Annotated in this window: 17 protein-coding genes; 13 read left to right on the top strand and 4 right to left on the bottom strand. The window is 39.4% G+C overall.

What is annotated here, in order from left to right; all coding sequences use genetic code 11:
* The first annotated feature begins 24 nt into the window (after window positions 1-24).
* The 5 genes from Q1R07_RS01340 (at window position 25) to Q1R07_RS01320 (ending at window position 5295) form a co-directional block, all read left to right on the top strand.
* Window positions 25-756, top strand: coding sequence for a hypothetical protein (locus Q1R07_RS01340; protein ID WP_300485189.1), 732 nt, complete (start codon window positions 25-27; stop codon window positions 754-756).
* Window positions 757-786: 30 nt separating this feature from the next.
* Window positions 787-963 carry a PLDc N-terminal domain-containing protein gene (locus Q1R07_RS01335; RefSeq protein WP_300485188.1) on the top strand — a complete coding sequence of 59 codons (177 nt, stop codon included), beginning with the start codon at window positions 787-789 and terminating at the stop codon, window positions 961-963.
* 141 nt (window positions 964-1104) lie between these two features.
* The gene (locus Q1R07_RS01330; RefSeq protein WP_300485187.1) at window positions 1105-2592 is read left to right on the top strand and encodes an ankyrin repeat domain-containing protein; all 1488 of its coding nucleotides are present in this window, start codon (window positions 1105-1107) and stop codon (window positions 2590-2592) included.
* Window positions 2593-2596: 4 nt separating this feature from the next.
* The gene (locus Q1R07_RS01325; protein ID WP_300485186.1) at window positions 2597-3088 is read left to right on the top strand and encodes a DUF2271 domain-containing protein; all 492 of its coding nucleotides are present in this window, start codon (window positions 2597-2599) and stop codon (window positions 3086-3088) included.
* Window positions 3089-3099: 11 nt separating this feature from the next.
* Window positions 3100-5295: a PepSY domain-containing protein gene (locus Q1R07_RS01320; RefSeq protein ID WP_300485185.1), complete on the top strand. Its 2196-nt coding sequence runs from the start codon at window positions 3100-3102 to the stop codon at window positions 5293-5295.
* A 68-nt stretch (window positions 5296-5363) separates the two neighbouring features.
* Here the strand turns inward: Q1R07_RS01320 and Q1R07_RS01315 are convergent, their stop codons facing one another.
* Window positions 5364-6617, bottom strand: coding sequence for an aminotransferase class I/II-fold pyridoxal phosphate-dependent enzyme (locus tag Q1R07_RS01315; RefSeq protein ID WP_300485184.1), 1254 nt, complete (start codon window positions 6615-6617; stop codon window positions 5364-5366).
* 285 nt (window positions 6618-6902) lie between these two features.
* Between Q1R07_RS01315 and Q1R07_RS01310 the strand changes: the two genes are divergently transcribed.
* Window positions 6903-8546 carry a hypothetical protein gene (locus Q1R07_RS01310; protein ID WP_300485183.1) on the top strand — a complete coding sequence of 548 codons (1644 nt, stop codon included), beginning with the start codon at window positions 6903-6905 and terminating at the stop codon, window positions 8544-8546.
* A 140-nt stretch (window positions 8547-8686) separates the two neighbouring features.
* On the opposite strand, the gene Q1R07_RS01305 is transcribed toward Q1R07_RS01310, so the two are convergent.
* Window positions 8687-13102, bottom strand: a complete 4416-nt coding sequence (locus tag Q1R07_RS01305; protein WP_300485182.1) for a lamin tail domain-containing protein — start codon at window positions 13100-13102, stop codon at window positions 8687-8689.
* Window positions 13103-13985: 883 nt separating this feature from the next.
* On the opposite strand from Q1R07_RS01305, the gene Q1R07_RS01300 reads away from it, so the two are divergent.
* From Q1R07_RS01300 to Q1R07_RS01270, 7 genes are all read left to right on the top strand, one after another.
* Complete coding sequence (locus Q1R07_RS01300; protein WP_300485180.1) at window positions 13986-14333, top strand: helix-turn-helix domain-containing protein; 348 nt, start codon at window positions 13986-13988, stop codon at window positions 14331-14333.
* Window positions 14334-14531: 198 nt separating this feature from the next.
* On the top strand, window positions 14532-15068 hold the full coding sequence (locus Q1R07_RS01295; RefSeq protein WP_300485178.1) for a hypothetical protein: 537 nt from the start codon (window positions 14532-14534) through the stop codon (window positions 15066-15068).
* A 157-nt stretch (window positions 15069-15225) separates the two neighbouring features.
* Complete coding sequence (locus Q1R07_RS01290; protein WP_300485176.1) at window positions 15226-16311, top strand: efflux RND transporter periplasmic adaptor subunit; 1086 nt, start codon at window positions 15226-15228, stop codon at window positions 16309-16311.
* 23 nt (window positions 16312-16334) lie between these two features.
* Window positions 16335-19532: an efflux RND transporter permease subunit gene (locus Q1R07_RS01285; protein WP_300485174.1), complete on the top strand. Its 3198-nt coding sequence runs from the start codon at window positions 16335-16337 to the stop codon at window positions 19530-19532.
* Entirely contained in the window at window positions 19525-20964 is a 1440-nt protein-coding gene (locus tag Q1R07_RS01280) for an efflux transporter outer membrane subunit (protein ID WP_300485172.1), read from the top strand. The genes Q1R07_RS01285 and Q1R07_RS01280 overlap by 8 nt, the downstream gene beginning before the upstream one ends.
* 214 nt (window positions 20965-21178) lie before the next feature.
* Complete coding sequence (locus Q1R07_RS01275) at window positions 21179-22435, top strand: PKD domain-containing protein (RefSeq protein ID WP_300485170.1); 1257 nt, start codon at window positions 21179-21181, stop codon at window positions 22433-22435.
* Between the two features lie 32 nt (window positions 22436-22467).
* Window positions 22468-23658: an aminotransferase class V-fold PLP-dependent enzyme gene (locus Q1R07_RS01270; protein WP_300485168.1), complete on the top strand. Its 1191-nt coding sequence runs from the start codon at window positions 22468-22470 to the stop codon at window positions 23656-23658.
* Between the two features lie 42 nt (window positions 23659-23700).
* Here the strand turns inward: Q1R07_RS01270 and Q1R07_RS01265 are convergent, their stop codons facing one another.
* Together Q1R07_RS01265 and Q1R07_RS01260 are read right to left on the bottom strand one after the other, a co-directional pair.
* On the bottom strand, window positions 23701-24171 hold the full coding sequence (locus Q1R07_RS01265) for a DUF6265 family protein (RefSeq protein WP_300485167.1): 471 nt from the start codon (window positions 24169-24171) through the stop codon (window positions 23701-23703).
* A gap of 72 nt (window positions 24172-24243) precedes the next feature.
* The gene (locus tag Q1R07_RS01260) at window positions 24244-25059 is read right to left on the bottom strand and encodes a helix-turn-helix transcriptional regulator (RefSeq protein WP_300485165.1); all 816 of its coding nucleotides are present in this window, start codon (window positions 25057-25059) and stop codon (window positions 24244-24246) included.
* Window positions 25060-25298 lie beyond the last annotated feature (239 nt).

Here is a 25298-nt window from a genome sequence, read left to right as displayed (position 1 = left end):
ATAAACGTTTAAAAAATGGAAATTATGAGATTAGTCACTATTGTAAAAAAAATGAGAGTTCCTTTTTTAGGAATATTGTTGTTTGTTTCGTGTGGTTCCGATTATACAGAAACGACGCCAAAAAGTTTAAGTCAAGAGGAGAAAAATTATAAAAAAGAATTGATACTGGCAAAATTTAAAGAGCTGGGATTAGACCCGGCCAATGTATCGTTTACGGACGAAATTAAACCTGATGAGTGTATAATGCTGAAATCATTGGATGATTTAGAAAAGATATTTCCAAAAGAAACTATTTTAAATAAAGAAGAGATGTTGCCTGTGTTGGATACATTACAGAATAATAATACATCTGCTAGATATGGAGGTGACTGGGATTTTAGAGATAATTGTTATTATTCCGGGCAGTTTCCGGTTCGTGGAGCTTTATATATGAATATGAATCTTAGTTTTAATTATAATAGAAATTTATTGGATGCCAAGCAATTTGATGCAATCACCAATGTTTTTACTGATATTACGGGCTTTACATTAGGAGTATCCTATAGCCAAAGTTTTTATCATTTTAATATAGATAGAGGAGCTCCCTATGAAGTTATAGTAGAAGGGATTTTTAATTATAATTTATTTTTTGAAAGCGTTGGTACAGTATATAGACGTAGATTAATAACAAAAGGAAGATTTAGTCCTTCGCTTAGTAAGTATGGAGGACATACATCATTTGCTTTTTTTACGGCATATTTTAAAGACATGGAATAAGGGGAGATTATTAATTTAAAAAATAAACAAATGAGTGTATTTTACTGGCAATTGTTTCTGTTATGTTTGATTGTATTTATCATCTTTAGTTTGTTTCGATTGAGTAAATCGAGATTGGAATCGGATAGGAAAATTATCTGGTGTATTCTGATACTTGCTTTTCCGGTTTTGGGAAGTCTGGCCTATTTTATTGTTGGAAATAAATAAATGTTCGATAAGCAAATAAAAGCAACCATCTATATTTTGTGATAATTTAGCTTTTTATTTAGAATGATTCTTATTAATTTTGCCCGACCGTGATTTTGCAGTAGTTGCTGTAAAAACGGTATCATTCAAAACCAAATTATCATGACTATAAACTTCAAACAGCTATTTATCGCTTCGATAACACTGGCTTCCGTAACGCTTCACGCGCAACAAAATGTATTTTTAGAGCGCTCTTTCTGGAAAAAAAATCCCGACATAACCACTATAAAAGCGGAAATTCAAAAAGGAGGAAATCCTTCACAGTTGAACAGTAATGCTTTTGATCCGGTGGTATTTGCCATAACCGAAGGGGTTTCTAACGATGCCATCAAATTTTTATTATCGCAAGAAGGTAACGGTGTAAATAAGCTAACACACGATGGTAGAACCTACCTGTTTTGGGCGGCTTATAAAGGAAATGTCGATCTGATGGAGTATTTATTAAGCAAAGGTGCTAAAACGGATTTACAGGATGACAAAGGGTATACCCCATTGAACTTTGCCGCTGCAAATGGTCAGGCAAACACCAAAGTGTATGATTTGTGCCTGAAAAACGGAGCCAATCTGAAAAAAGATGTGGATCACGAAGGGGCTAATGCACTTTTATTAGTCGCAGCTTATGATAAAGACTTTTCTTTGATCAACTACTTTGTGAATAAAGGATTGGATCTTAAAAGTACCGATGCCAATGGAAATACGGCTTTTAACTATGCCGCCAGAACCGGAAATATTGAAACCTTGAAAGCCTTGTTAAAAAAAGGAGTGAAGTTTAACGATAACGCGATGATCTTTGCGAGTCAGGGAACACGTAGTACTGCCAACACGTTGGATGTTTACCAATATCTGGAAGAATTAAAAATCAAGCCGACGGCTACCGGGAAAAATGGTGAAACCGTTTTACATGCCATCGTAAGAAAAGACAAACAAGGTGATATTATTAAATATTTCCTGTCTAAAGGTGTAGATGTAAACCAACCGGACAAAGAAGGAACAACCGCTTTTATGAACGCAGCGGCAAGTAACAGCGATCTTGAAGTGCTAAATATTTTACTACCTTCGGTTAAAAATATCAATCAGGCGAATAAAAAAGGAGCAACCGCATTGTTATTAGCGGCACGTTACAATTCTCCGGAAGTGGTTCGTTTGTTGTTAAGTAAAGAGGCCGATGTAAAAGCTGTGGATGCCAATGGCGATAATGTAGTAGCCTATTTAATGCAATCGTATACACCGCAAAAAGAGGAGTTGTTCCGCGCCAAATTAAAAACAATCGAACAAACCGGATTGAATGTGGCAGCACCTCAGAAAAACGGAAATACATTGCTACATATGGCAGTTGCAAAAAATGATATGTCGTTGATCAAACTTATCGAAAGTTATAAATCGGACGTAAATGCTAAGAATAAAGAAGGAATGACTGCTTTACATAAAGCGGCTTTAGTAGCACAGGACGATACGATTTTAAAGCACCTGATCAACAATCTTGACGCTAAAAAATCAATCCAGACCGAGTTTAAAGAAACAGCCTATGATCTGGCTTCTGAAAACGAAACATTGACTAAAAATAAAGTATCACTAGATTTCTTAAAATAAGAATATGAAAAAACTGTTTAAAGTAGCCCTTATCCTTGCGTTGACATTTTGTTCGGGAGTAACAGTAATGGCACAGAAAACCGGATCATCGAAATACAAATGTATGGTTCAGATGACAAATTATCCAGGTGAAGGTGCTTATATTGTAGTATCGTTAATCGATCCGAAAGGCGCCTATGAAAAAACACTTTATGTGATGGGCGATGATAAAAAATGGTACAAAGACCTGAAAGAATGGCATAAATTCCAGACTAAAAAACCAGCTAATCTTAGTGCCATTACCGGAGCATCGGTTTCGGGCGGTGAGCGTAGCATTACAGTGTTGGAATTAGAAAATGCGAAGATTAATGCAGGTTACAGCCTTCGATTCGAATCAGCGGTAGAGAACCAGGAATACCGTGTAAAAGACATCGAATTCCCGTTAACAACCGAGAATCTTTCGGGTAAAAATGAAGGTACGGGATATATCCGTTACGTACGTATCAGTCCGAATTAACAATTGGAAATATGACAATCTCATTATGGAGATACAGCCATCTAGCATTGGCTGTATCTTCTTTTCTCTTTATAGCCCTCGCTTCCGTAACGGGAATTGTGCTTGCTTTTGAACCCGTTCTGCAAAAAACACAACCCTATCGCGCAGCCGACTTCAACCAAATTACGGTGGCTGAAATGCTACCGGTACTCAAAAAGGAATACGACGAAATTACCGATGTAACGATTGATGCCAACCAGTTTGTAATAGCCAAAGTGATTGATGCCGATGGTAAGGACGCAACGGTTTACGTAGATCCGAAAACAGGGAAATCACTCGGAGTGGTACCTAAAGAAAATGAATTTTTTCGATGGGTAACCACATTGCACCGCTCGCTTTTTTTACATGAAACCGGAAGGGTTTTTATAGGGATAACCGCCTTTTTATTGTTACTGATCGCGAGTACCGGAACGGTTTTAGTGATTCAGCGGCAACGTGGTTTGAAACGTTTTTTTACCCGGATCGTTAAAGAAAACTTCGCGCAGTATTACCATGTATTATTGGGACGACTGGCATTAATTCCGATTTTGATCATTACAATTACCGGAACCTATCTGTCGTTAGTGCGCTTTGAATTGCTAGGACCGGAAAAAAAGATAACGCACGCTATCGATTTTGATGCCATCCGTTCGGAGCCGGCTCAAAAGTTATCCGATTTTAAAGTATTTCAGCATTTACCTTTATCCGAAGTACAATCCATTGAATTTCCGTTTTCCGAAGACGTAGAAGATTATTATACGTTTAAACTGAAAGACCGGGAATTGGTCGTGAATCAGATAACCGGTGATATCCTAAGCGAAATACCGTATTCACAAACCACACTTTTGTCCAATCTGAGTCTGACGTTGCATACCGGGCGTTCGAGTGCTGTTTGGGCGATTGTTCTGGCGATAGCTGCTGCGAATATTCTATTTTTTATTTATTCCGGTTTTGCAATCACATTTAAAAGACGCGGAAATCGTGTTCGAAATAAATTTAAAAGCGACGAAAGCCGTTTTATTATTTTGGTCGGATCGGAAAACGGGACAACATTTCGTTTTGCGAATGCCGTTCACGAACAGTTGCTAAAACAAGGAGAGAAGTCCTTTATTACGGAACTGAATGCATATACAGTTTTCCCGAAAGCAGAACACCTCATCCTGTTAACGGCTACTTATGGTTTGGGTGATGCGCCGACAAATGCGGCAAAATTCCGTACATTATTGGAAAAACAGCCACAACAGCAACCGGTTCACTTTTCGGTTTTAGGCTTCGGATCCAAATCCTACCCGGATTTCTGTAAGTTTGCTTTTGAGGTTCACAATATACTGGAGCAACAAACATGGGCAATACCATTTCTGGATATTCATACGGTTAATGATAAATCTCCGGATGATTTCCAACGCTGGGCGAACCTTTGGTCGCAAAAAGTCGAAATTCCTTTTTCCGAATCGATGATTGCTTTTCAGGGAAAACCAAAGGGATTAAAAGCGTTTACCGTTGTTTCGAAAACCGAACTGGCGCATACCGACGGTGCCTTTCTGATTCAGATAGCGCCACAACGCAAGTTGCCATTTACATCCGGGGATTTATTGGCGATTTATCCGGCTAACGATCACCGGGAACGTCAATATTCGATTGGAAAAGTGGACCATATGGTACAGTTGAGTGTCAAGTTATATCCCGGAGGTTTGGGGTCGTCTTATCTGTATGCATTAAAACCAGGTGATACACTACAAGCCCGAATTGTAGGTAATGAGCATTTCCATTTTCCGAAAAAAGCCCAAAACGTGATTATGATTTCCAACGGAACCGGTATTGCACCCTTTTTAGGAATGCTGGACGAAAATAAAGGGGCGAATTGTTATTTATATTGCGGTTTTAGGGGAGAAGCTTCGTTTGCCTTATATCGGGACGGTATTGAAGCCTGTTTGACCTCACAAAAATTAAAACAATTGCATATTGCCTATTCACGCGAAGGCGCAAAACAATATGTCAAGGATTTACTGGCACGGGATGCGGTTTTTATTGCCGAAACGCTACAATCGGGCGGTGTGATCATGATTTGTGGATCATTGGCAATGCAGCAAAATGTAACGACTTTATTGGAAACAATTTGTAAGGAGCATAATGGTATGGAGTTACATTATTATCAATCCCATAATCAAATACTGACGGATTGTTATTAAATTTCCGCAATTTAACAAAGCGCAACTTTTAGTTGCGCTTTGTTATTTAAAAATGTTTCGTTCCTGATTTAAACGGATGTTTCGGAGGTGATGGCGACATTTTGTAAGGCGGTGACAAATGCGGTCAGATGCTCGATTTCAACATGATCCATTACGACAATTTTATACCATTGGTTGGTTGCGTCGTGTTTTTGTGGTACCAGATTAAAGCGCTCGGCAACTTGTTCCGGGACAAAGGAAGCCCGAACGGTTACGATATTCATAAACGGTTCCCTGAAATATGGGATTTTCAATAGATCGAGTTGCTGACATAACCAGTTGGTACGCATTTGTAGAACAGAAACTTTTTCAAACCATCCGTGTGCACCATAGGTTGTCAGAATCAGCCATACGGCTACGGCATTTGCTCCGGAACGACTTCCACAGAGTGTCAGATCTAGACCTTCCACATATTCGGCTTCTTTGGTGAGTACGTTTTCGATAAGTCCTTTACGACAGATAAAAATACCGGTTCCATAAGGCGCCTGTAGCATTTTATGTGCGTCAATGGTAATGGAACTGATTTTTGGATTCTGGAAATCAAGAACCGAAGAAGCATTGCTAAACGGATAAACAAAACCGCCATAGGCAGCATCGACATGTAATTTATAGTCGAGCTGGTGTTTTTCAAGCAAAGACGTATACAGGTCGGGATTGTCTACCGAACCAAACATGGTGGTACCCATATTGGCTACTACGATAAAGTATTTTTTACCATTTTCTTTGGCTTTGATCAATATTGTTTCCAGTGTTTCTGCTGTGATGGAACGATTTCCAAAATCTACCGGAACTTTTAACCAGTCGATCAGTAACAGATTGGCTCCTTTCGGAATGGAATAGTGGGTGTCTTCGGAAGCCAGAATTGCAATTTCATCAGGATGTGCTCCGAAAGTATTGCTAAAATAATTCCGGTAAATCCACAGTGCCTGTATATTGGCTTCGGTACCGCCGGGAGCGATATAACCGTCGAAGTTTTCAGGTTCCATATGGAAGATATCCACTGCGATCATATTGAGTACTTCACGTTCGATTTCCTGCGTCCCTTTAAAGGCCTTTTCGGAAGTGCCAAATGTATGACAACCAATATGGTTTGGATTGGCTACAAACGATTGTAGCATCGGAGCCTCTTTTAAAAAGGGAGCTTCTTCATAAAAGACTTTGCCATCCAGTTTGGAGGCGGGATAGCCTAAGGAGGCATCTTTTGAAAAGTTAACATTTTCTGCCAGCGCTTCCCGGATGCGGAGCTGACGTTCTGCTGCGGTTACTTTTTTCCAGTAATTCATATGGTTCTAATAGATTTCTACAAAATAATGAACCTATTCGCGGATAAAACATGATAATTGTTAGGTTTTGAATGTAAAGTAGACAGGATAGAAACAGGAGGGTAAACCGTTTTAAATTAATGTCTGTTGAAAGGTTGTAATTGACTCGGTTAGGCTTACCTGAATTTAAGGTGGTATAAATTAACTTTGTAATAATCAGTTATGATGTGCCAAAATATTGTTCTGTATCCTCAATTTAATCGTAGAATTCCAAAAGACTAACGATAAATATTAATATAAATGAGTATGAATAAGTATTTTGTATCGTCGGTTAAGTCGACAATAAGTATTCTAATTATAATTCTTTTTGTTTTTACGTCTGTTTCCTGTTCTGAAGAGCGAGATGTTTTTACTGCTGATCCGGCAAACGGAATGAAGTCTTTGGAATTTAAAATCAGTCTGAGTGATTTTAACGAAAGTTCAGACGCCAATCCAACAGAACAGGAAAATGCTATAAAACAGCATAGTTTATTTCTTTTCCATAATAACGGAGAAGAATTAGTTCAGGAAGAACGCCATCATGAAATTAAAAATGAAAAAATAACCGTTGCGATTCCGGAAAGTGAAATACGAGAGGGTTTAAAAGCCTATTTAGTGGCTAATATGACTTTCTCTAACGATCCGATAACAGAGGCAGAATTACTTCAATTGAAAAGTACACGTCGTCCGGAAGATTTTATAAGTGATGGTTTTCCGATGTGTACCAGTGCGCTTCCGGTTTTATCCGGAGATGCTTCTCCGATTGTAATTGAGGCGTCGTTGCAAAGAGTACCGTCTGCACTATATGTAGAAGTAGAAGAAAATGCAGCAGCGGGTACTGTTTATAATAATAGTTACCGGATTGAAATGGAAGGATTACAAATACAGGAAGGTGCTCTGTTTAGCAATACTGTTACAGCACTACCAGCACAGGGAAAGACCGATTACAGTTCGAAATTGACAGCGGTAAATACGCCTGAAAATATAGCCTACTTTTATCAGAGCCAGCAGATTAAAATATATATTACACCAAACGACCCCAATCTTGGAAAAGCAAAAATAATCACGATCGAAAATTCCGAAAGTGTGGTACGGAATAAGAGATTTTTATTAAAAATTAAACCGGTAAAAACGATCAAAAAGGCTATTGATTTTAGAATTCAGGTAACGGAATGGGAAACGGCGGTAATTCTGGTAGAAGTTCCTTTGCTTACTCATGTTCCTCATGAACCGGGAACGCTTTTTGCCGAAGGCGTTAGTTTGGATACAGGGTGGTATGATCAGAATAAGTCGAGAGGGCAGGAAGGATTTTCTCAGGACTCCAAGCTTTGTTGGGCGGCTACCAGTAGTAATATGATTCAATGGTGGCAGGATCGTTATATAGCCGATGGGAATGTACTTCCTGTTGGAGCTCCAAATGGTTTTACTCCGGGTAGAGAGCATGCTAATTTCCGGCAATTGGCCGTTTTTGAAACGTTTGCTTCTCATTTTCCTAATCAGGGAAATATGGAATTAAGAGGGATGATTTGGTATTTTCCGAAGTATTTTCCTGAAATATTTCCAAATATAGATCATTTTTTTGATCATTCTTTTTTTGAAGAGAAATATCCCAATAACGTAAAAGCGTTTTCGGAGTTTATCATAAAAGGGTTTCAAGAAAGAGGAGTTTGTTCGATAACTACTGTTACACCTCATCATATACGTACCTTTTGGGGATGCAAATACAATGTAGAAACAGGGATTATTGAAAGTATTTATTTGACAGAATCAGATGATAAAGATATAGTGTTATGGTGGGATGTACCTATAAGTGTTTCAAGTAGTGGAAAATTAATGGTTGGCCCTCACGAAATTCATTCAGTCAGTGTGCTTTATGCTTATCCGGGAAGGAGTATTCCCGCTGTATTGTAACGATATTCTCATTGAAAATCTGGAAAAAAGAAAATTTTATTGTTTTAAGCTAAGTCAGCTTTGAGATAATCACGATTTTACTAATAGCAAAAAGGGCCATCCCGAAAGACAGCCCCTTTTTCATATTTGTTTATTTGAAATTAGAAAAGCATTTTCTGCGTTTTCACTTCATTGTTAACCGTTACAGTTCTTACGATGATCACCTGGTTATTGTTGTTTAATTTGTCGATAGCAATTGCCTGAGCATTGAAGTTATCGTTGTTGAACAATACTTTACCAGATAGGTCAAAAATAGTTACTGACTGGATTGCATCTGTAGAAGATACAACGTTGATCACATTGTTTTGTTTGTACATAGTGATCGCATTAACCGGTTGACCAAAAGTAAGGTTTTGAGCTGCTTTAGCTACAGTTTCAACAGTTGTAACATCGATGATGTTTGAGTTACCACTTGTATTACCAGCTACTGCTCTTACTCTGTAGTAGTACGTTTTGTTTGGTACTAATCCAGATACCGGTAAGCTAACTCCAAAAGAAGTTACGTTCTCATATCCTGGTAAGAATGATGGAATTGAACCAGAGAAAGTATGTGTACCTAAGTTGGTTACATCATTTACTGGTAATACATCCCATTCTGTAGCCAATGTAGGGAATCCTGAAGTTGGATTTACCGATACTCCCGAAATTACAGAAGCTTTACGAACTAAAGTTTTGTCAAGTGTAGTTAAAGAACCACTTGTCCAAGCCACTCCCGGATCTTCACCGATTCTTCCGATGATATCTACGTTAGCGTTTGTTGAAATTTTGTAAAGCGCTACAGCATCGTTACCGTTAAAGTTAACCGAAGCAACTACAGTAGCAGTACCAGAATAGATAGAAGCACCTGAGTTACGGATTACAACTGTACTTCCGCTAGCTAAAGTACCGGATAATTGTACGTCGTTTGCAGAACCTGAAGCACTAGTACTTCCGTTTGAATATAAACGTACGCGGTAGTCTGATAAGTTAACAGCAGCACCGGTTCCGTTATAGATTTCTAAATATTTGTTTGTAGAAGTTCCTTCCACATATTCGGAGAAGAATAAGTCAGTAGCAAGAGCAGTAGAACCAAATGTAGCTGATTCACTCACGTCAATACGATAGCTTTCAGCACCGAAAACTTCATCCCAGTTTGCTGTAAAGCTAGTTCCTGTAACAGCAGTAGCCTCAGTAGCAATAGGAGCCGGTACCGGAGCCGTAGTGAAAGTCAATTCCTGACCGTAGCTTACACCAGCAGCGTTTACGCTATATGCTCTTGTATAGTATACTGTTTGTCCGTATAAATCGGAAATGTTAACTGTATAGGCTCCAATTCCAGTTCCGTCATCAGCTCTGGCTACAACATCAGTTCCTCCGATTTCAGGTGAAGGTAATGTACTGAAAACAATACCTCTTTCGATTACAGTTGAACATCCTTCGTTGGTTACCTCAGCAGATACTTTGGCAGCATAAGCAGATAATACCTCAGTAGCTGTAGTAGCTACAGTAGCAACTTTGTTTACACCTGTACCGGCAGCAGCAACGATGATTTCTGTACCAGCACCAGCGATAGTTACGTTTTCGTTATAAGCAGCTACAGTTGTAGGCTCAAAACGTACATAGATAACCTGAGAATAGGTTCCTCCGGCTTGTGTTAATGAAAGAGTCGATGTAAATGGTCCCGCAGCATCAGTTGCAAAAGTGAAACCAGCAGCTGGTCCTACTTCGATAGCATCAGTAGTAAGGTTGATTCCGGATAAAGTAAAGTTTTGTACAGTACTTACAGCGTTAATACAAACTTCACCGAAGTTAGTCAATGCTGTTACCGTGAATGTAGGTTGTGTATTTACGATAGTAACTACTTCGATAATGTTTGAGTTGTCACTTGTGTTTCCGGCAACAGCTCTTACACGGTAGTAGTAGTGTTTTTCAGGAGTTAAACCTGTTACGTTTTGTTGTGTAGCGTTTACGGTTAAGTTTTCATAACCAGCAACAAATGAAGGAGCAATACCCGCGAAAGTGTGTGTACCTAAGTTAGACACATCGTTTAATGGTAAAGCATCCCATTCTGTAGCCAATGTAGGGAATCCAGAAGTTGGATTTACCGTTACACCAGAAGTAACAAATGCTTTACGAACTAAAGTTTGATCAAGAGTGCTTAATGAACCACTAGTCCAGGCAGCTCCCGGATCTTGTCCGATTCTTCCGATGATGTCTACGTTAGCGTTTGTTGAAACTTTGTAAAGGGCTACGGCATCATTACCGTTGAAGTTAACAGAAGCCACCACTGTAGCTGCACCTGAGTAGATAGAAGCACCTGAATTACGTAAAACGATAGTACTTCCGTTTGCTAAAGTACCGGATAATTGTACGTCGTTGGCAGAACCTGAAGCACTGGTACTTCCGTTTGAATATAAACGTACACGGTAGTCTGATAAGTTTACAGCAGCACCGGTTCCGTTATAGATTTCCACATATTTGTTAGTTGATGTACCTTCTACATATTCTGAGAAGAAAAGTTCAGTAGCCGGAGATGAAGTACCAAAAGTAGCCGATTCACTCACGTCAAGACGGTAGCTGGCTGCACCTTCTGATGCGTCCCAGTTGGCAGTAAAACTATTGTGTGTTACGTTAGTTGCATCTGTAGCAACAGGAGCAATAACCGGAGCTGTAGTGAAAGTCAATTCCTGACCGTAGGTAGTTCCACCGTTATTAACACTGTATCCTTTTGTATAGTACACTGTACCTCCAATTAAACCCGATAAGCTGGTAACATAATTTCCGATACCGGTTCCGGCATCTGTAACCTTGATTACATTGGTTCCACCGATTACCGGGTTAGCCGATGTACTGTAAACAATTCCTCTTTCTGTTACTGTCGAACATCCTTCAGCACTTACTTCAGATGTAACTTTGGCAGTAGCAGCAGATAAAGCACCTGCTTCGATTGTAGTGATAGACGATTGCGTGTTGATTCCTGTTCCACTAGCTGCAATAGCAACAGCCGGAGCATCACCACCAACGATAGCAATGTTTCCGTTGTGTGCACCGGTAGTAGTTGGAGCAAAACGGATGTATACGGTCTGATTAAGTGTACCACCTGCCTGAGCGATAGATAAAGTAGCAGAAAAAGGACCTGTTGCCGTTTCTGAAAACTCATATCCGGCTAAAGGACCTACTACTAGCGGAGCTGTAGTCATGTTGATTCCTTCTACGATAAAGTTACGTACTTCTGAGAACTGATTCACACAAACTTCTCCAAACGTACGGATCGTACCAACGGTTAATGTCGGTAAAGTATTTACTAAAGTACTGGCAGTAACATCGGCACTAAAAATAGTTTCTACTGCCGGAGTAGCCTGATTTCTGGCTTTCACACCAAAAGTATAAGCGGTATTGTCGGCAAGACCTGTTACTGTAATAGTTCCCCATTGAGCAGCGGTTCTCCAAACTGGATTCACACCTAAAGTACCGTTAGCCTGTACATAACTTCCGTTGATTTCACGGATTGCATAGGTAGTAACTGCAGGGTTGTTGTTTTGTGTTGTAGCATTTACCGTGATATCCAAAGTGTAAATTCCAGGATTGTTCACTGTTAAAATTCCCGGAACATTGGCAGCAGTATAGAAGTTAGCACCTGCTCCGTTAGAAACAGCACTTCCAGCTGTTCCAACAGCTCTGAAGAAATACTGCGTATTCGGTAATAAAGTGTTTAATACAGCACTGATTCCAATTGCAGTAGTTCCACTTACAGATGATGGAGTAGCTGCAATACTGTTTCCGTAAGCTGAAGAAGTTCCCCAGTTAAAAGAAGCAGAAGATGTTGTTCCATTGGCGTTAAGCGTACCGTTAAGTGTAGCTGAAGACGCTGTAATTGCTGAAGCAGCTACAGTAGTTACTGTTGGAGCATCAGCCCATGATACCACTACATTGTCTAAAGCAATACCATCACGACTACCTGATCCGCTGATTTCATCGTATTTCCAACGGATCCATACGTTTCCGGAGTTATTGTCGATGGCAGAAAGATCAATGTTCGTGTAATTGGTTACAGTACCTTCTGCAAGTGTACCGGATGCATAAGCTCCTCCGCTTACAGCTGTAAATCCGCTGGTAGCTGAGGTCGTACTGATTTCAAGATCGAAAGAGTTGCTACGGGCTTGCTCTCTGATTTTGATTACATCATACGAAATTTTTAAATTCGATTTACCGGTTGTATTGGTTAGTCGCAATACAATTGATCCCGGTACAAAAGCACTTCCAGAACCAAGGATACCAATTTTTGATCCGTAGTTGTAGTTAGCACCTCCATTAGAAGTGGCATTACCCACTGTCATGGCATTGTCCACAGCCGTACCGTTATACGAAGTCCATCCAGTAGGATACGTAGTTCCGGTTGCACCTGGTGTGGTGTTGAAATTTTCTGAGTAAGGCGAAGTTCCCGGTAAGGTAACCTGACCCCACATCACTGTCGAGGCCATTAAGGCCGTAAACAGAAGACCGGCATTGCCAATTGTCTTGTGTAAATGTGTTTTCATAAATTAAAAGATTTGGTTGTACTATTGATTATCAATACAATACAAACATAGAGGCTAGGTGTTAAAAATTGCCGTTTCTAAGATTGTGTTATGGTAAGCTGTAGGTTATTCTTTATTAAACAGAATGTTACCGGTTTAAATTATTTGTTAAATGAAATGACACATTTTTCGGTTTAAGTGTAGGCGTAATGCGAATTATTTGTGTTTTTTAGTAATTATACTATACATGATGTAATTGTTAAGCAGGCGAATTGGTTAAAATCGAATACTTCCAATTGGAGCAGAATTAATGTGTATTGTTTTTTCAAAATGACCCAAAAAGGCAATTTTTTTAATCACGTTGAGTGACTATATGGATAAACAAATCATTCTTATGGATAAAAAGGGCATTGGTGTTATTTGTTAAATACAGACTTTATATTTTCTAACGGCTGCTTTTTCACCAAAGTCGATTTCCTTTAAGTCAACCCAAAAGGTAGTTGGCGTTAGAACTGTTTCAAAATAATACACGCGGTTTTTATGATCGGATACCGAACGCCAGCGGGTAGAAGAGATATCAGGTTTTCCCGGAGTAGAAATCCCAAAAGAAACAATTTCGGATTACACGAAATACACTTCCTACAGTTTTAACGATTTAAAAGTAAAAAATTGAAAAATGTGATTATTATTTAAAAAGAAGCGTATAAAAGTGATTTTTTGTATCAATTTAATAGTTTGCTTTTTGAGAAAACGAAAGAATAATCACAAGTTTTAAAAAAAGGAATTATAGGTCAAAACATACTAATAAAGAGCCAAATAGACTGTCAGAATAAAAAAAACGGGATAATTTTAGAAAACGTTAATGGAAACGATCTTTTATTTTTTATTGAAAAAACAGAAAATTATGGAGTTAGTTACTTTAGAAAGCAAAGCGTATCAGATGCTATTAGCAAAAATTGCGAAAATAGAAGAATACATCAAAGGATACGACACAAAACCAAAACAGGTAAAAGAACAGGATGAAATATGGATGGACAATTATGATGTATGTCAATTGTTCCATATTAGTACAAAAACATTACAACGTTTGCGTAAGGACGAATTACTACCTTATACAAAATTAAGAGGGAAATGTCTTTATCGTATGTCAGACATTGAAGTGGCCTTAAACGAACGATTAATTAACAGAAGTCCTAAAAAACTGGACGAGTTTCGAAAAAACTATGTAGTGAAAAATACATACAAAGGGTAAATAAAAGTCTTGAATCCGGAACAGATGGCTATTATAATGGTAGTCGGTATTGTTTCAGATGAAATGTTTTTTAAGAGTTAAAGCAGTTAAACAGCTAATCAATGAGAATTAAAAGTGTTGAAATAGAGTTCTTTATTGATTAACTGTTACTGTTTTTGAAAAAGTATATTTTTTGCTTGTTATTCGAAAAATTTCAGGATGTTTGTAAATGTAATAACCGGACAAAGAGCTTCGATTGGGAGGTATTATTTTATTGAAAATTTAACATTTCTTAAAAGGTCTGTATACACAACTTTATATAATTTTGAATCCATTATTATGAAGTTAAGAATTAGATTTTTTATAGCGCTATGTTTTGTGCTGCTGAGCGGATCTGTCGGGCTTTTTGCCCGTACGGCACATCAGCAGTTTTTGGGCTATGAAACAAGTGGGAATTCTGAAAAATTTCAGAACGCTGGTGTATACAGTACACTTAGTGATATCACAAATTATACTTCATGCCATGTAGAAAAATTAAATGACAAAACATATCCTACCGATAATGAGACTGAAGAAAATGAACTGACGTCTTCTAAAAAATGGTTGGAGTTAAATAATTATTTTACTACCGTATTATACACACAAGTACCCGCTAGGGATTACTACACTATAAAAAAGCGCTTACAACTTTGTAAGCCTTTTTTGTTTTTGCCTTCCTGCAAAAAATTTATCATCTTCCGCGTTATCAGAATTTGATTCCAAACCACCATTGGCGTTAAAACGCTATCTCCACTAACATTTGTTTTGCGGCACCATGCTCCTGGGATTTTTTTGCCCGTTTCGGAGTAAGGATATCTATGCCCGTACACTAAAAAATCAATAAAATTTTATACTGCTTAAAAGCAAAACCATTATGAAGAAAATCCTAATGCTCACAGGGTTATGTACCTTGTTGTGTTCCATTGGCTGTACGTCAAAAAAAGAAACCGAAAAAGAAGATCAAGTAAAATATCTGGTAACCAATCCTGTTCAAAAGGATACGATGATTACAAAGGATTATGTGTCCCAGATTCATTCCATTCAACATATCGAGCTTAGAGCTCAGGAACGTGGATATCTGGAGAAAATTTTTGTCGATGAAGGACAATTTGTGAAAAAAGGACAATTGTTATTCCAGATTATGCCAAAATTATACCAAGCAGAAACACAAAAAGCAGCTGCTGAAGCCAGTTTTGCTGAAATCGAATATAAAAATACCAAACGACTTGCCGATAAAAATGTGGTTGCACCAAATGAATTGGCTATGGCGAAAGCGAAACTAGATAAAGCCAAAGCCGAATTAGCGCTAACGCAGGTACACCTTGGATTTACCGAAATCCGTGCGCCGTTCGACGGGATCATCGACCGTTTTCATGTAAGACAGGGAAGTCTTGTAGACGAAGGTGATCTGTTAACCAATCTTTCGGATAATAGTAAAATGTGGGTGTATTATAATGTACCCGAAGCCGAATATCTGGATTATAAAGCGAAAGTAAAAAGCGATAGTGCTCCAAAAGTAAACTTATTAATGGCAAATAATAAAATGTTTGACCATTCAGGTGTAGTGGAAACTATTGAAGGTGAATTTAATAATGAAACCGGAAACATTGCCTTCAGAGCAACATTCCCGAACCCTAAAGGATTGTTACGTCACGGAGAAACCGGTAACATCAAAATGGGAATTCCACTTAAAAATGCGATTCTGATTCCGCAAAAAGCAACTTTTGAAGTTCTTGACAAAAAGTATGTATACGTAGTGGATAAAGACAATGTATTGCGATCAAGAGAAATTCAAATCGCTGCAGAATTACCACATATTTTCGTGATTAAAAGCGGCTTGTCGCTAAATGATAAAGTACTTATCGAAGGAATACGTCTCGTAAAAGAGAATGAAAAAATCAACTACAAATTAGAGAAGCCTGAATATGTTATGTCGCATTTAGAGCTATATGCAGAATAATCGAATAACTAAAAAGAGAAAACATGTTTAGTAAATTTATACATAGACCTGTATTTGCGATTGTAATTTCGATTATGATTGTCTTTATGGGCTCCCTGGCAATTAAACAGTTGCCAACATCGCAATTTCCAGATATTGCGCCAACAACAGTAAATATTTTTATCGCTTATCCGGGATCCAGTGCAGACGTATTGGTGAAATCAACACTGATAACATTGGAAAATGCTATTAACGGGGTTCAGGACATGCGTTATATGGCGACCGATGCAACCAGTGCCGGTGAAGCGACTTTAAGAATCATCTTCGAACCGGGTACCGACCCGAATCAGGCGGTTGTGAGGGTCAAAACAAGGGTGGATCAGGTAATGCCGTTACTACCCGAACTGGTACAACGGGAAGGGGTGGTAATCACACCTATTCAGCCGAGTATGTTGATGTACATCAACCTATATGCTAAAGGTAAAAACATGGATGAAAAATTCCTGTACAATTATGCCAACGTAAAAATGCTTCCTGAAATTAACAGGATTAAAGGGGTTGCTCGATCTCAGATATTAGGAAGTAGAACCTACGCCATGCGTATCTGGTTAAATCCGGATCGTATGCGAGCGTACAATGTTTCGGTAGATGAAGTAATGAAAGCACTGGGCGAACAGAGTATCGTGGGACGTCCGGGACGTATCGGGCAAAGTTCCGGTATTCAGGCACAATCCCTGGAATATGTTTTAACCTATAAAGGACGTTATAGTGAGCCATCGGAATATGAAAATGTAATTATCCGGGCCAATGCAGATGGTGAAAGTATCCGATTAAAAGATATCGGACGAGCGGAACTGGGTAGTGAATTCTTCGATATCTATTCCAATTTAGACGGACATCCTTCGGCTTCAATCGTATTAAAACAAAACTACGGTAGTAACGCCAACGATGTAATCAAACAGGTAAAAGCCAAGCTGGAGGAAATGAAAGAAACCTTCCCTCCGGGATTGGATTATAAAATCAGTTATGACGTATCGAAATTCCTGGATGCATCTATGGAACAGGTTGTCGATACCTTGCGTGATGCCTTTATATTAGTGGCACTGGTAGTATTTATCTTCCTCGGTGACTGGCGTTCTACGCTGATTCCGATATTAGCGGTTCCGGTTTCCTTAATTGGTGCCTTCTTTGTCATTCAGTTTTTCGGAATCTCGATCAACCTTGTAACGTTATTTGCCCTTGTATTGGCCATTGGTATTGTGGTCGATGATGCGATCGTCGTCGTCGAGGCAGTCCATGCCAAATTTGAAGAATTCCCACATATTACGCCATATCAGGCGGTGAAATTAGTATTGGGTGAAATTAGTGGTGCTATTATCGCTATTACCGCTGTAATGGTGTCTGTATTCGTACCGATATCCTTTATGTCCGGTCCTGTTGGAACGTTCTACCGCCAGTTCTCGATTACGATGGCGAGTTCGATTGTAATTTCGGCCTTGATTGCGCTTACGTTAACACCGGTGTTGTGTGCGATGTTGCTCAAAAATAACCACGGAAAAGAGGTTAAAAAGAACATACTAACCAAAAGTCTGGACAGTTTTAACCGTGTTTTTGATAAAATGACCGGTAAATATGTAAGCCTGCTGAAATCGATTGTAAGTAGAAGATGGCTAACATTCGGAGTATTGATCGCCTTCTGTGCCGGTACTTTCTTTGTGAATAAGATTCTTCCGTCCGGATTTATTCCAAGTGAAGATCAGGGAACAATCTATGCTATTATTCAGACACCTCCGGGATCGACGTTGGAAACAACCAATCAGGTTTCACAACGTTTACAGAAGATTTGCGAGCATGTGGATGGAGTAGAATCCGTATCCTCGCTGGCAGGTTATGAAATCATGACAGAAGGTAGGGGATCCAATGCTGGTACGTGTTTGATCAACCTTAAAGAATGGTCCGATAGAAAACATACGGTTACGGAAATCATGGAAGAGTTGGAAGAAAAAACCAAAGGACTTGGTGCGAAAATTGAGTTTTTCGAACCACCGGCCATTCCGGGATTTGGTTCGTCGGGTGGTTTCTCAATGCGTCTTTTGGATAAGAGTACCACGGTCGATTACAAAGACTTCGATAAAATAAACAAGAAGTTTATGGAAGATCTGGGTAAACGTAAAGAATTAACCGGTTTGTTTACGTTCTTCGCGGCCAACTATCCGCAGTATGAATTGGAAATCGATAACCAGTTGGCGATGCAAAAAGGAGTATCTATCGGAAAAGCGATGGAAAATCTGGATATCTTAATTGGTAGTACCTACGAACAGGGATTCATTAAATTCGAGCGTTTCTTTAAAGTATACGTACAGTCGGATCCTAAATTCAGAAGACTTCCGTCGGATATCTTAAACCTGTATATCAAAAATGATCATGGCGAAATGGTACCGTATTCGGCCTTTATGCGATTGAAGAAAACACAGGGACCAAATGAGATTACCCGTTACAACATGTATAACTCGGCTGCGATTCAGGGACTTCCGGCAAAAGGATATACGACAGCCGAAGCCATTCAGGCAGTTCGTGAAGTCGCTAAAAAATCATTGCCAAAAGGATATGACATTGCGTGGGAAGGACTTTCGTATGATGAGGCCGGTAAAGGAAATGAATCCATTTATATCTTTTTAATCGTATTGTCGTTCGTTTATTTCGTTTTAGCGGCACAATATGAAAGCTTTATCATTCCGTTGGCGGTTGTTTTCTCGCTTCCGGTTGGGGTTTTCGGTTCGTTTTTATTACTGAAAATGATGGGACTTCAAAATGATATCTATGCGCAAATCGGATTGATCATGCTTGTCGGACTACTCGGTAAGAATGCCGTATTAATCGTTGAATTTGCCGTCCAGAAGCACCATGAAGGTGCCACAATACTCGAAGCGGCAATCGAAGGTGCCAAAGTGCGTTTCCGACCGATCCTGATGACTTCCTTTGCGTTTATCGCCGGATTAATTCCGTTGATGCTTGCCAGTGGAGCCGGAGCTATCGGTAACCGAACACTGGGTTCTGCAGCACTTGGAGGAATGCTCTTCGGAACCGTTTTCGGGGTAATTATCGTACCGGGATTGTATTATATTTTCGGCTCACTGGCAGCGGGTAGAAAATTGATACGCGATGAAGAAGACAGTTCTTTATCACACGAATTTGTACATCAGATAGATAATTTTACAAAAGAGGAACAAGAAAATGAGTAAGCGATTAAATTTATATATAGGTATAGGAGTAAGCAGTTTACTACTAACGGTTGCGGGGTGTAAAGCCCCTGCAACCTTGGGTAGATCGGAAAATAAAAACGTTCCGGCTGCCTATAACACAACAGCAGTACAGGATTCGGTGAATACCGGAAAAATGAAATGGAAGGAATATTTTACCGATAAATACCTGGTAGCGCTTATCGATACGGCATTGGTAAAGAATCAGGAGTTGAATATCACAATGCAGGAGATTGAAATCAGTCGTAACGAAATCCGGGCGCGAAAAGGAGAATACCTACCGTTTATCGGATTAAAAGGTTCGGCCGGTTTCGATAAAGTAGCCCGTTTTACAAACATCGGTGCGATGGAAGCCAATACCGAGATTAAACCCGGAAAAGAAATGCCGGAACCGCTACAGGATTATTCCATCGGAGCGTATGCCACCTGGGAACTGGATATCTGGAACAAATTGCACAATGCTAAAAAAGCAGCTGTAAGCAAATACCTGGCATCAGTAGAAGGTAAAAACTTTACCGTGACCAATCTGATCGCCGAAATTGCTAATTCCTATTACGAATTATTGGCTTTGGACAATCAGTTGGCAATTGTAAAACAGAATATTGAAATACAGGGGAATGCACTGGAAATTGTAAAACTACAAAAACAGGCAGCCCGTGTGAACGAATTAGCCGTACGCCGATTCGAGGCACAGGTTTTAAATACCAAAAGTCTACAGTTTGATATTCAACAGCGAATCACGGAAACGGAAAACAAAATCAACTTTTTGGTAGGTCGTTTCCCGCAACCGGTTGAACGAAGTACCGCTACGTTTAGTGGTTTGGTACCAAATGTGATTCATTCCGGAATTCCGTCGCAATTATTGGAAAATCGTCCGGATGTCAAACAAGCCGAATTGGATCTTGTTGCCGCCAAATTAGATATTAAAGTGGCCAAAGCCCGGTTTTATCCGTCTTTGGGGATTTCGGCCGGTATCGGTTATCAGGCGTTTAATCCAAGTTATTTAATTAAACCGGAATCCTTGTTGTATTCGTTGGCCGGCGATCTTGCCGCGCCGTTAATTAACAGGAATGCTATAAAAGCGGCGTATTATACTGCCAATGCCAAACAAATTCAGGCGGTGTATAATTACGAACGTACGCTTTTAAATGCTTACATCGAAGTGGCCAACCAATTGGCTAAGATCAGCAATACGGAAAAAACCTTCGACCTGAAATCCAAACAGGTGGAAGCGTTAAACCAGTCGATTGAAATTTCGAATGATCTTTTCAGCTCGGCAAGAGCCGATTATATGGAAGTCTTGATGACTCAACGTGACGCTCTGGAATCCAAATTTGACCTGATCGAAACGAAGATGAAGCAAATGAATGCGATGGTAAACATATACCGCGCATTAGGAGGTGGATGGAATTAAATATTCCGCCTGAAAGGGCGATTATTAAATTTTGTTGATAGTTAGTGAGGTTAAAGCCTCCGGGATCGTCCCGGAGGCTTTTTAATTATAGGAATTACTATTTTTATTACTTGAAGTGATGATTTATTAAAAATGTCAGAATACTTAAGTATATTCGTATATATTATTTAAGGATTGTTTACATTATTTGAGATAATTATAATTCGGTAAAACCATGAAATTTAAAGGCTTGCTTATCGTGTGTTTGTTGTGGATAACCTGGAGTTATGCACAGACAACCAAAAGGGTTTATTTTGTAGGGAATAGTTACACCTATTATAATAACCTGCCGGAATTAATCCAAAAAATAGCACAATCTACAAATGATCATTTAGAATATGACAGTCATACGCCCGGCGGTTCGCGTTTTCAACAGCATGCTGCCAATCCTACGGTGTTGAATAAAATCGCCGAAGGGAACTGGGATCATGTGGTTTTACAGGAACAAAGTCAATTGCCGTCGTTTCCGCAGCAACAGGTGGCCAATATGGTATATCCGTATGCCCGGCAATTGGTCGATGCCTTTAAAACAGCCAATCCGTGTGGTTCTGCGGTTTTTTATATGACCTGGGGACGTAAGTATGGCGATGAGCAAAACTGTAACAACGGACTCCCGCAGTTGTGTACCTATGAAGGAATGGACAACGCCCTGTATACCTCGTATATGAAAATGGCAACCGATAATAAAAGTCTGATTTCACCAGTATCAAAAGTCTGGCGGGCTATCCGGGAACAAAACCCGGGTATGGAGTTGTATATCGAAGACAACTCGCATCCATCCTATATTGGTTCGATGGCAGCCGCGTTTACATTTTACACCATTTTTTTTAAAAAGGATCCCACATTAACGGCGTTTATCGGTGATTTGTCACCAGACGATGCCAATATGATCAAAGGAATTGTAAAAAATATTGTATTTGAGCATCTTGGTACCTGGTTTGTTGGAGTGCATGACAATCCATCCCATTTCAAATGGGATGATCTTCAAAACCGAACCTATAAATTTGACTCGCTAAATCCGACCGCGACAACCTACCTTTGGAATTTCGGCGACGGAGCAACAGCCACTATACAAAATCCGCAGCATACCTATCAGGCTAATGGCACCTATACGGTTAGCCTGACAACCAATGCCTGTAATACGAATGCTACAAACACACAAACGCTTACAGTTACGGCATTATCCAACACGGATTTCACTAAAAAACAGATCCGGATGTATCCGAATCCGGCTACCGATCGGATTTATATGACGGCCATAGATTTTGATCAAATTACGGTGTTTGATGTTTTAGGAAAACAAATGCGCGTTGCTATTGCGAAAACAGATGAAGCGGTACAAATCGATACCGAACAATTGGCTCCCGGTACTTATTTTGTTCAGATTCAAATGGAAGCCGAAAAACAGTTTTATAAATTTCTTAAAAAATAATGCCTTTGTTAAAGGGATTTTAGACTATACTAATGCTTTATAATACCAACTTAAATCTGGATCAGATTCGAAAAGACACGCCCAATTGTCTTGATAAATTATATTTTAATAACGCCGGTGCCTCGCTAATGCCCAAACCGGTTATGGCGAAAATTCAGGAATATCTTATTGAAGAAGAAAAATACGGTGGCTATGCAGCTTTCGATCGGAATAGCGCCGAAATCCAACAGTTTTATAACGAAGTAGCCGAATTAATCGAAGCCAAACCTCATAATATTGCTTTTGCGCATAGTGCGACCGATGCCTATGCTAAAGCGCTATCGGCAATCGATTTTCAAAAAGACGATGTAATTCTGACCACTGCCGATGATTATGTGACCAATCAAATGCAGTTTTTGTCACTACAAAAACGATTTGGAATTGCGATTAAAAAGGTACGAAATACAGAAAATGGTGATATCGATTTTGAAGATTTTGAACGCCTTATCGCTATAAAAAAGCCAAAATTGGTTTGTGTAACGCATATACCCACCAATTCAGGACTCGTTCAGGATGTCGAAAAAGTGAGCGAAATCTGTGAACGCGAAGAACTGACCTTTTTATTGGATGCCTGCCAGTCGGTTGGACAGTTGCCGGTTTCGGTAGCCAAAATAAAATGTGATTTTATGAGTGTAACCGGGCGGAAATTTCTACGCGGACCAAGAGGTACGGGATTTTTATATATTTCAGATCGAATGCTGGATCGGGGAAGTTACCCGCTTTTTATCGATGGAGCCGGAGCGATCTGGCGCTCGGAAGATACATTTGAACTAATCGAACAGGGAAAACGTTTTCAGTATTGGGAACTTCCGTATGCCTTATTATTGGGCTTAAAAGAAGCTATCCGTTATCAGAAAGGCCTCGGAATAGAAAACATTCAATCCTATAATGATCAATTAATGACATACCTTCGGAAAAATATCGCGACCATACCCGGAGTAGCAACTTTTGATCAGGGTTCTGTGACGTGCAATATCCTGACATTTACAAAAGGAGAAAAACCAATTCTAACGTTAAAACAGGAGTTGTTAAAAAGGGAGGTGTATTGCAGTATCAGTGCTCGTGAATCCGGTGTTATTGATTTTGATAAAAAGGGAATAAAAGGCGTTGTACGGATTTCACCGCATTATTTTAATACCATCGATGAGGTTGATCAACTTTTAAATCATATTGACGATCTATAATTTTGAATACTAGATAAAAAAGCGTTCTTATAGAACGCTTTTTTATTTTATCCGTTTCATTGGAAAGGACTGTTTGCGTTCCTGTCCGTTTTTGGTACCGGATATCTCGGCAGTTAGCGCATCGGTACTAGTTTTGGTGTACGTGATCACTTGTGGGAAATCGTGTTGTCGGTTTTCAAAAACCAATTGTGTTGCGGAGCTTGTTTTCGCAATAAAATGCACCGGTTGGTTATTATTCTGATCCTTAACTGTCGGAATGTAAAATAGGTTAGGACCTTCCTGTACGAGTTGAATCGTTTCAAAAACGACCGTATCCTTTCCCTGTAATATATAACTTTTACCACGGTATTCACGATCGTTAATTTTACGCCAGGTTTCATAGAGGCTTCCTTTAGGCGTTTTGTTTTCCCAAGTGCCAATAATCCAATCGGCTTTTTTGATGTCGGTTGATTCCTGAGTCCAGGCTCCTAAAAGCATAAGAGCGGCAAACAGTAATGGCAATTTTGTTTTCATACTACTAATGGTTTTGTTGTCCTGCAAAGTTGCACTATACGATAATTATAAAATTGTAAAAATGCGACAGTGCTATTCCGTTCCATAAAAAAGTGCAGACATTTTTAGCTGATCATCATAAAATTCTTTTGGTGTAAATCCGGTTAGTTCTTTAAAATCTTTACTAAAATGTGCCTGATCATAATATTCATTTTCGTAGGCCAGGGTAGTAAGGCTGGTAAATTGATTGTTAAGCATCATTTTAAGTGTGGCCTGTAGGCGTACCATTTTAGAAAGTTGTTTGGGACTGAGTCCTATAGTGGTAGCAAACTTGCGTTCCAGTTGTCGGCGATTGGCATGGGTTTGTTTGGAAACGGCTTCAATGGTTAGCTGACCGTTAGCGGTTAAAATCGTTTCAACCGTAGTCTTGATAATCCGATCGATGGTTTTCGCATCGGTTAGCCGATCCAGCAAAAAGCGTTCAATATGTTGAATGCGTTCTGTTACCGATGGAGTATTCAGGATTTTTTGCTCCATTTCGAGTCCGTCGTTACCAAATAGTTGTTCCAGCGAAACGGCGGTGTTTTCCATTTCCCGAATCGGAAGGTTAGCAAAGGGAAGAAAACCGCCAGGAAGAAAACGAACCGAAAAAATTCCGGTTGTGCCAGTAGGTTCAATTTCCAACGGTTGGGTGAGTTGCCCGATTACAAAACATCGTGGTTGGACAATATTGCTTCCATCAGCGAGGTATTGTCGGTATAAATCGCCATAATGGAAAATCATTTCCATACAACCATCGGGAACAATGGTTTGTCGTTCCGGGACAGCTTCTTCAGGGCTTTCCAGAATCCAGTAACATTTTATAAGTTCGCGTAACTCCGGAGCCGGATCAAATGTTTTATAATACATTGTGTTAAAGTTAAAATAAACTCCGGAAGAAAAAAAACGTTCGTTTCGATTTTCTAAGGTAAAATATTAAGAATCGTAATAAAAATAAAGGAATCACTTTATTAACATGAGAAGAATAGTAAATACCATAAACAAAAAAGCCCTGATAAATATTATCAGGGCTTTTTAAAAGTCGCGGAGAAAGAGGGATTCGAACCCCCGGACCTGTTACAGTCAACAGTTTTCAAGACTGCCGCAAT

The sequence above is a fragment of the Flavobacterium sp. genome, assembly GCF_030146175.1.
Lineage (GTDB): Bacteria > Bacteroidota > Bacteroidia > Flavobacteriales > Flavobacteriaceae > Flavobacterium.
Note: the sequence above shows the minus strand (reverse complement) of the source record. Positions and strands in the feature narration are given on the sequence as shown.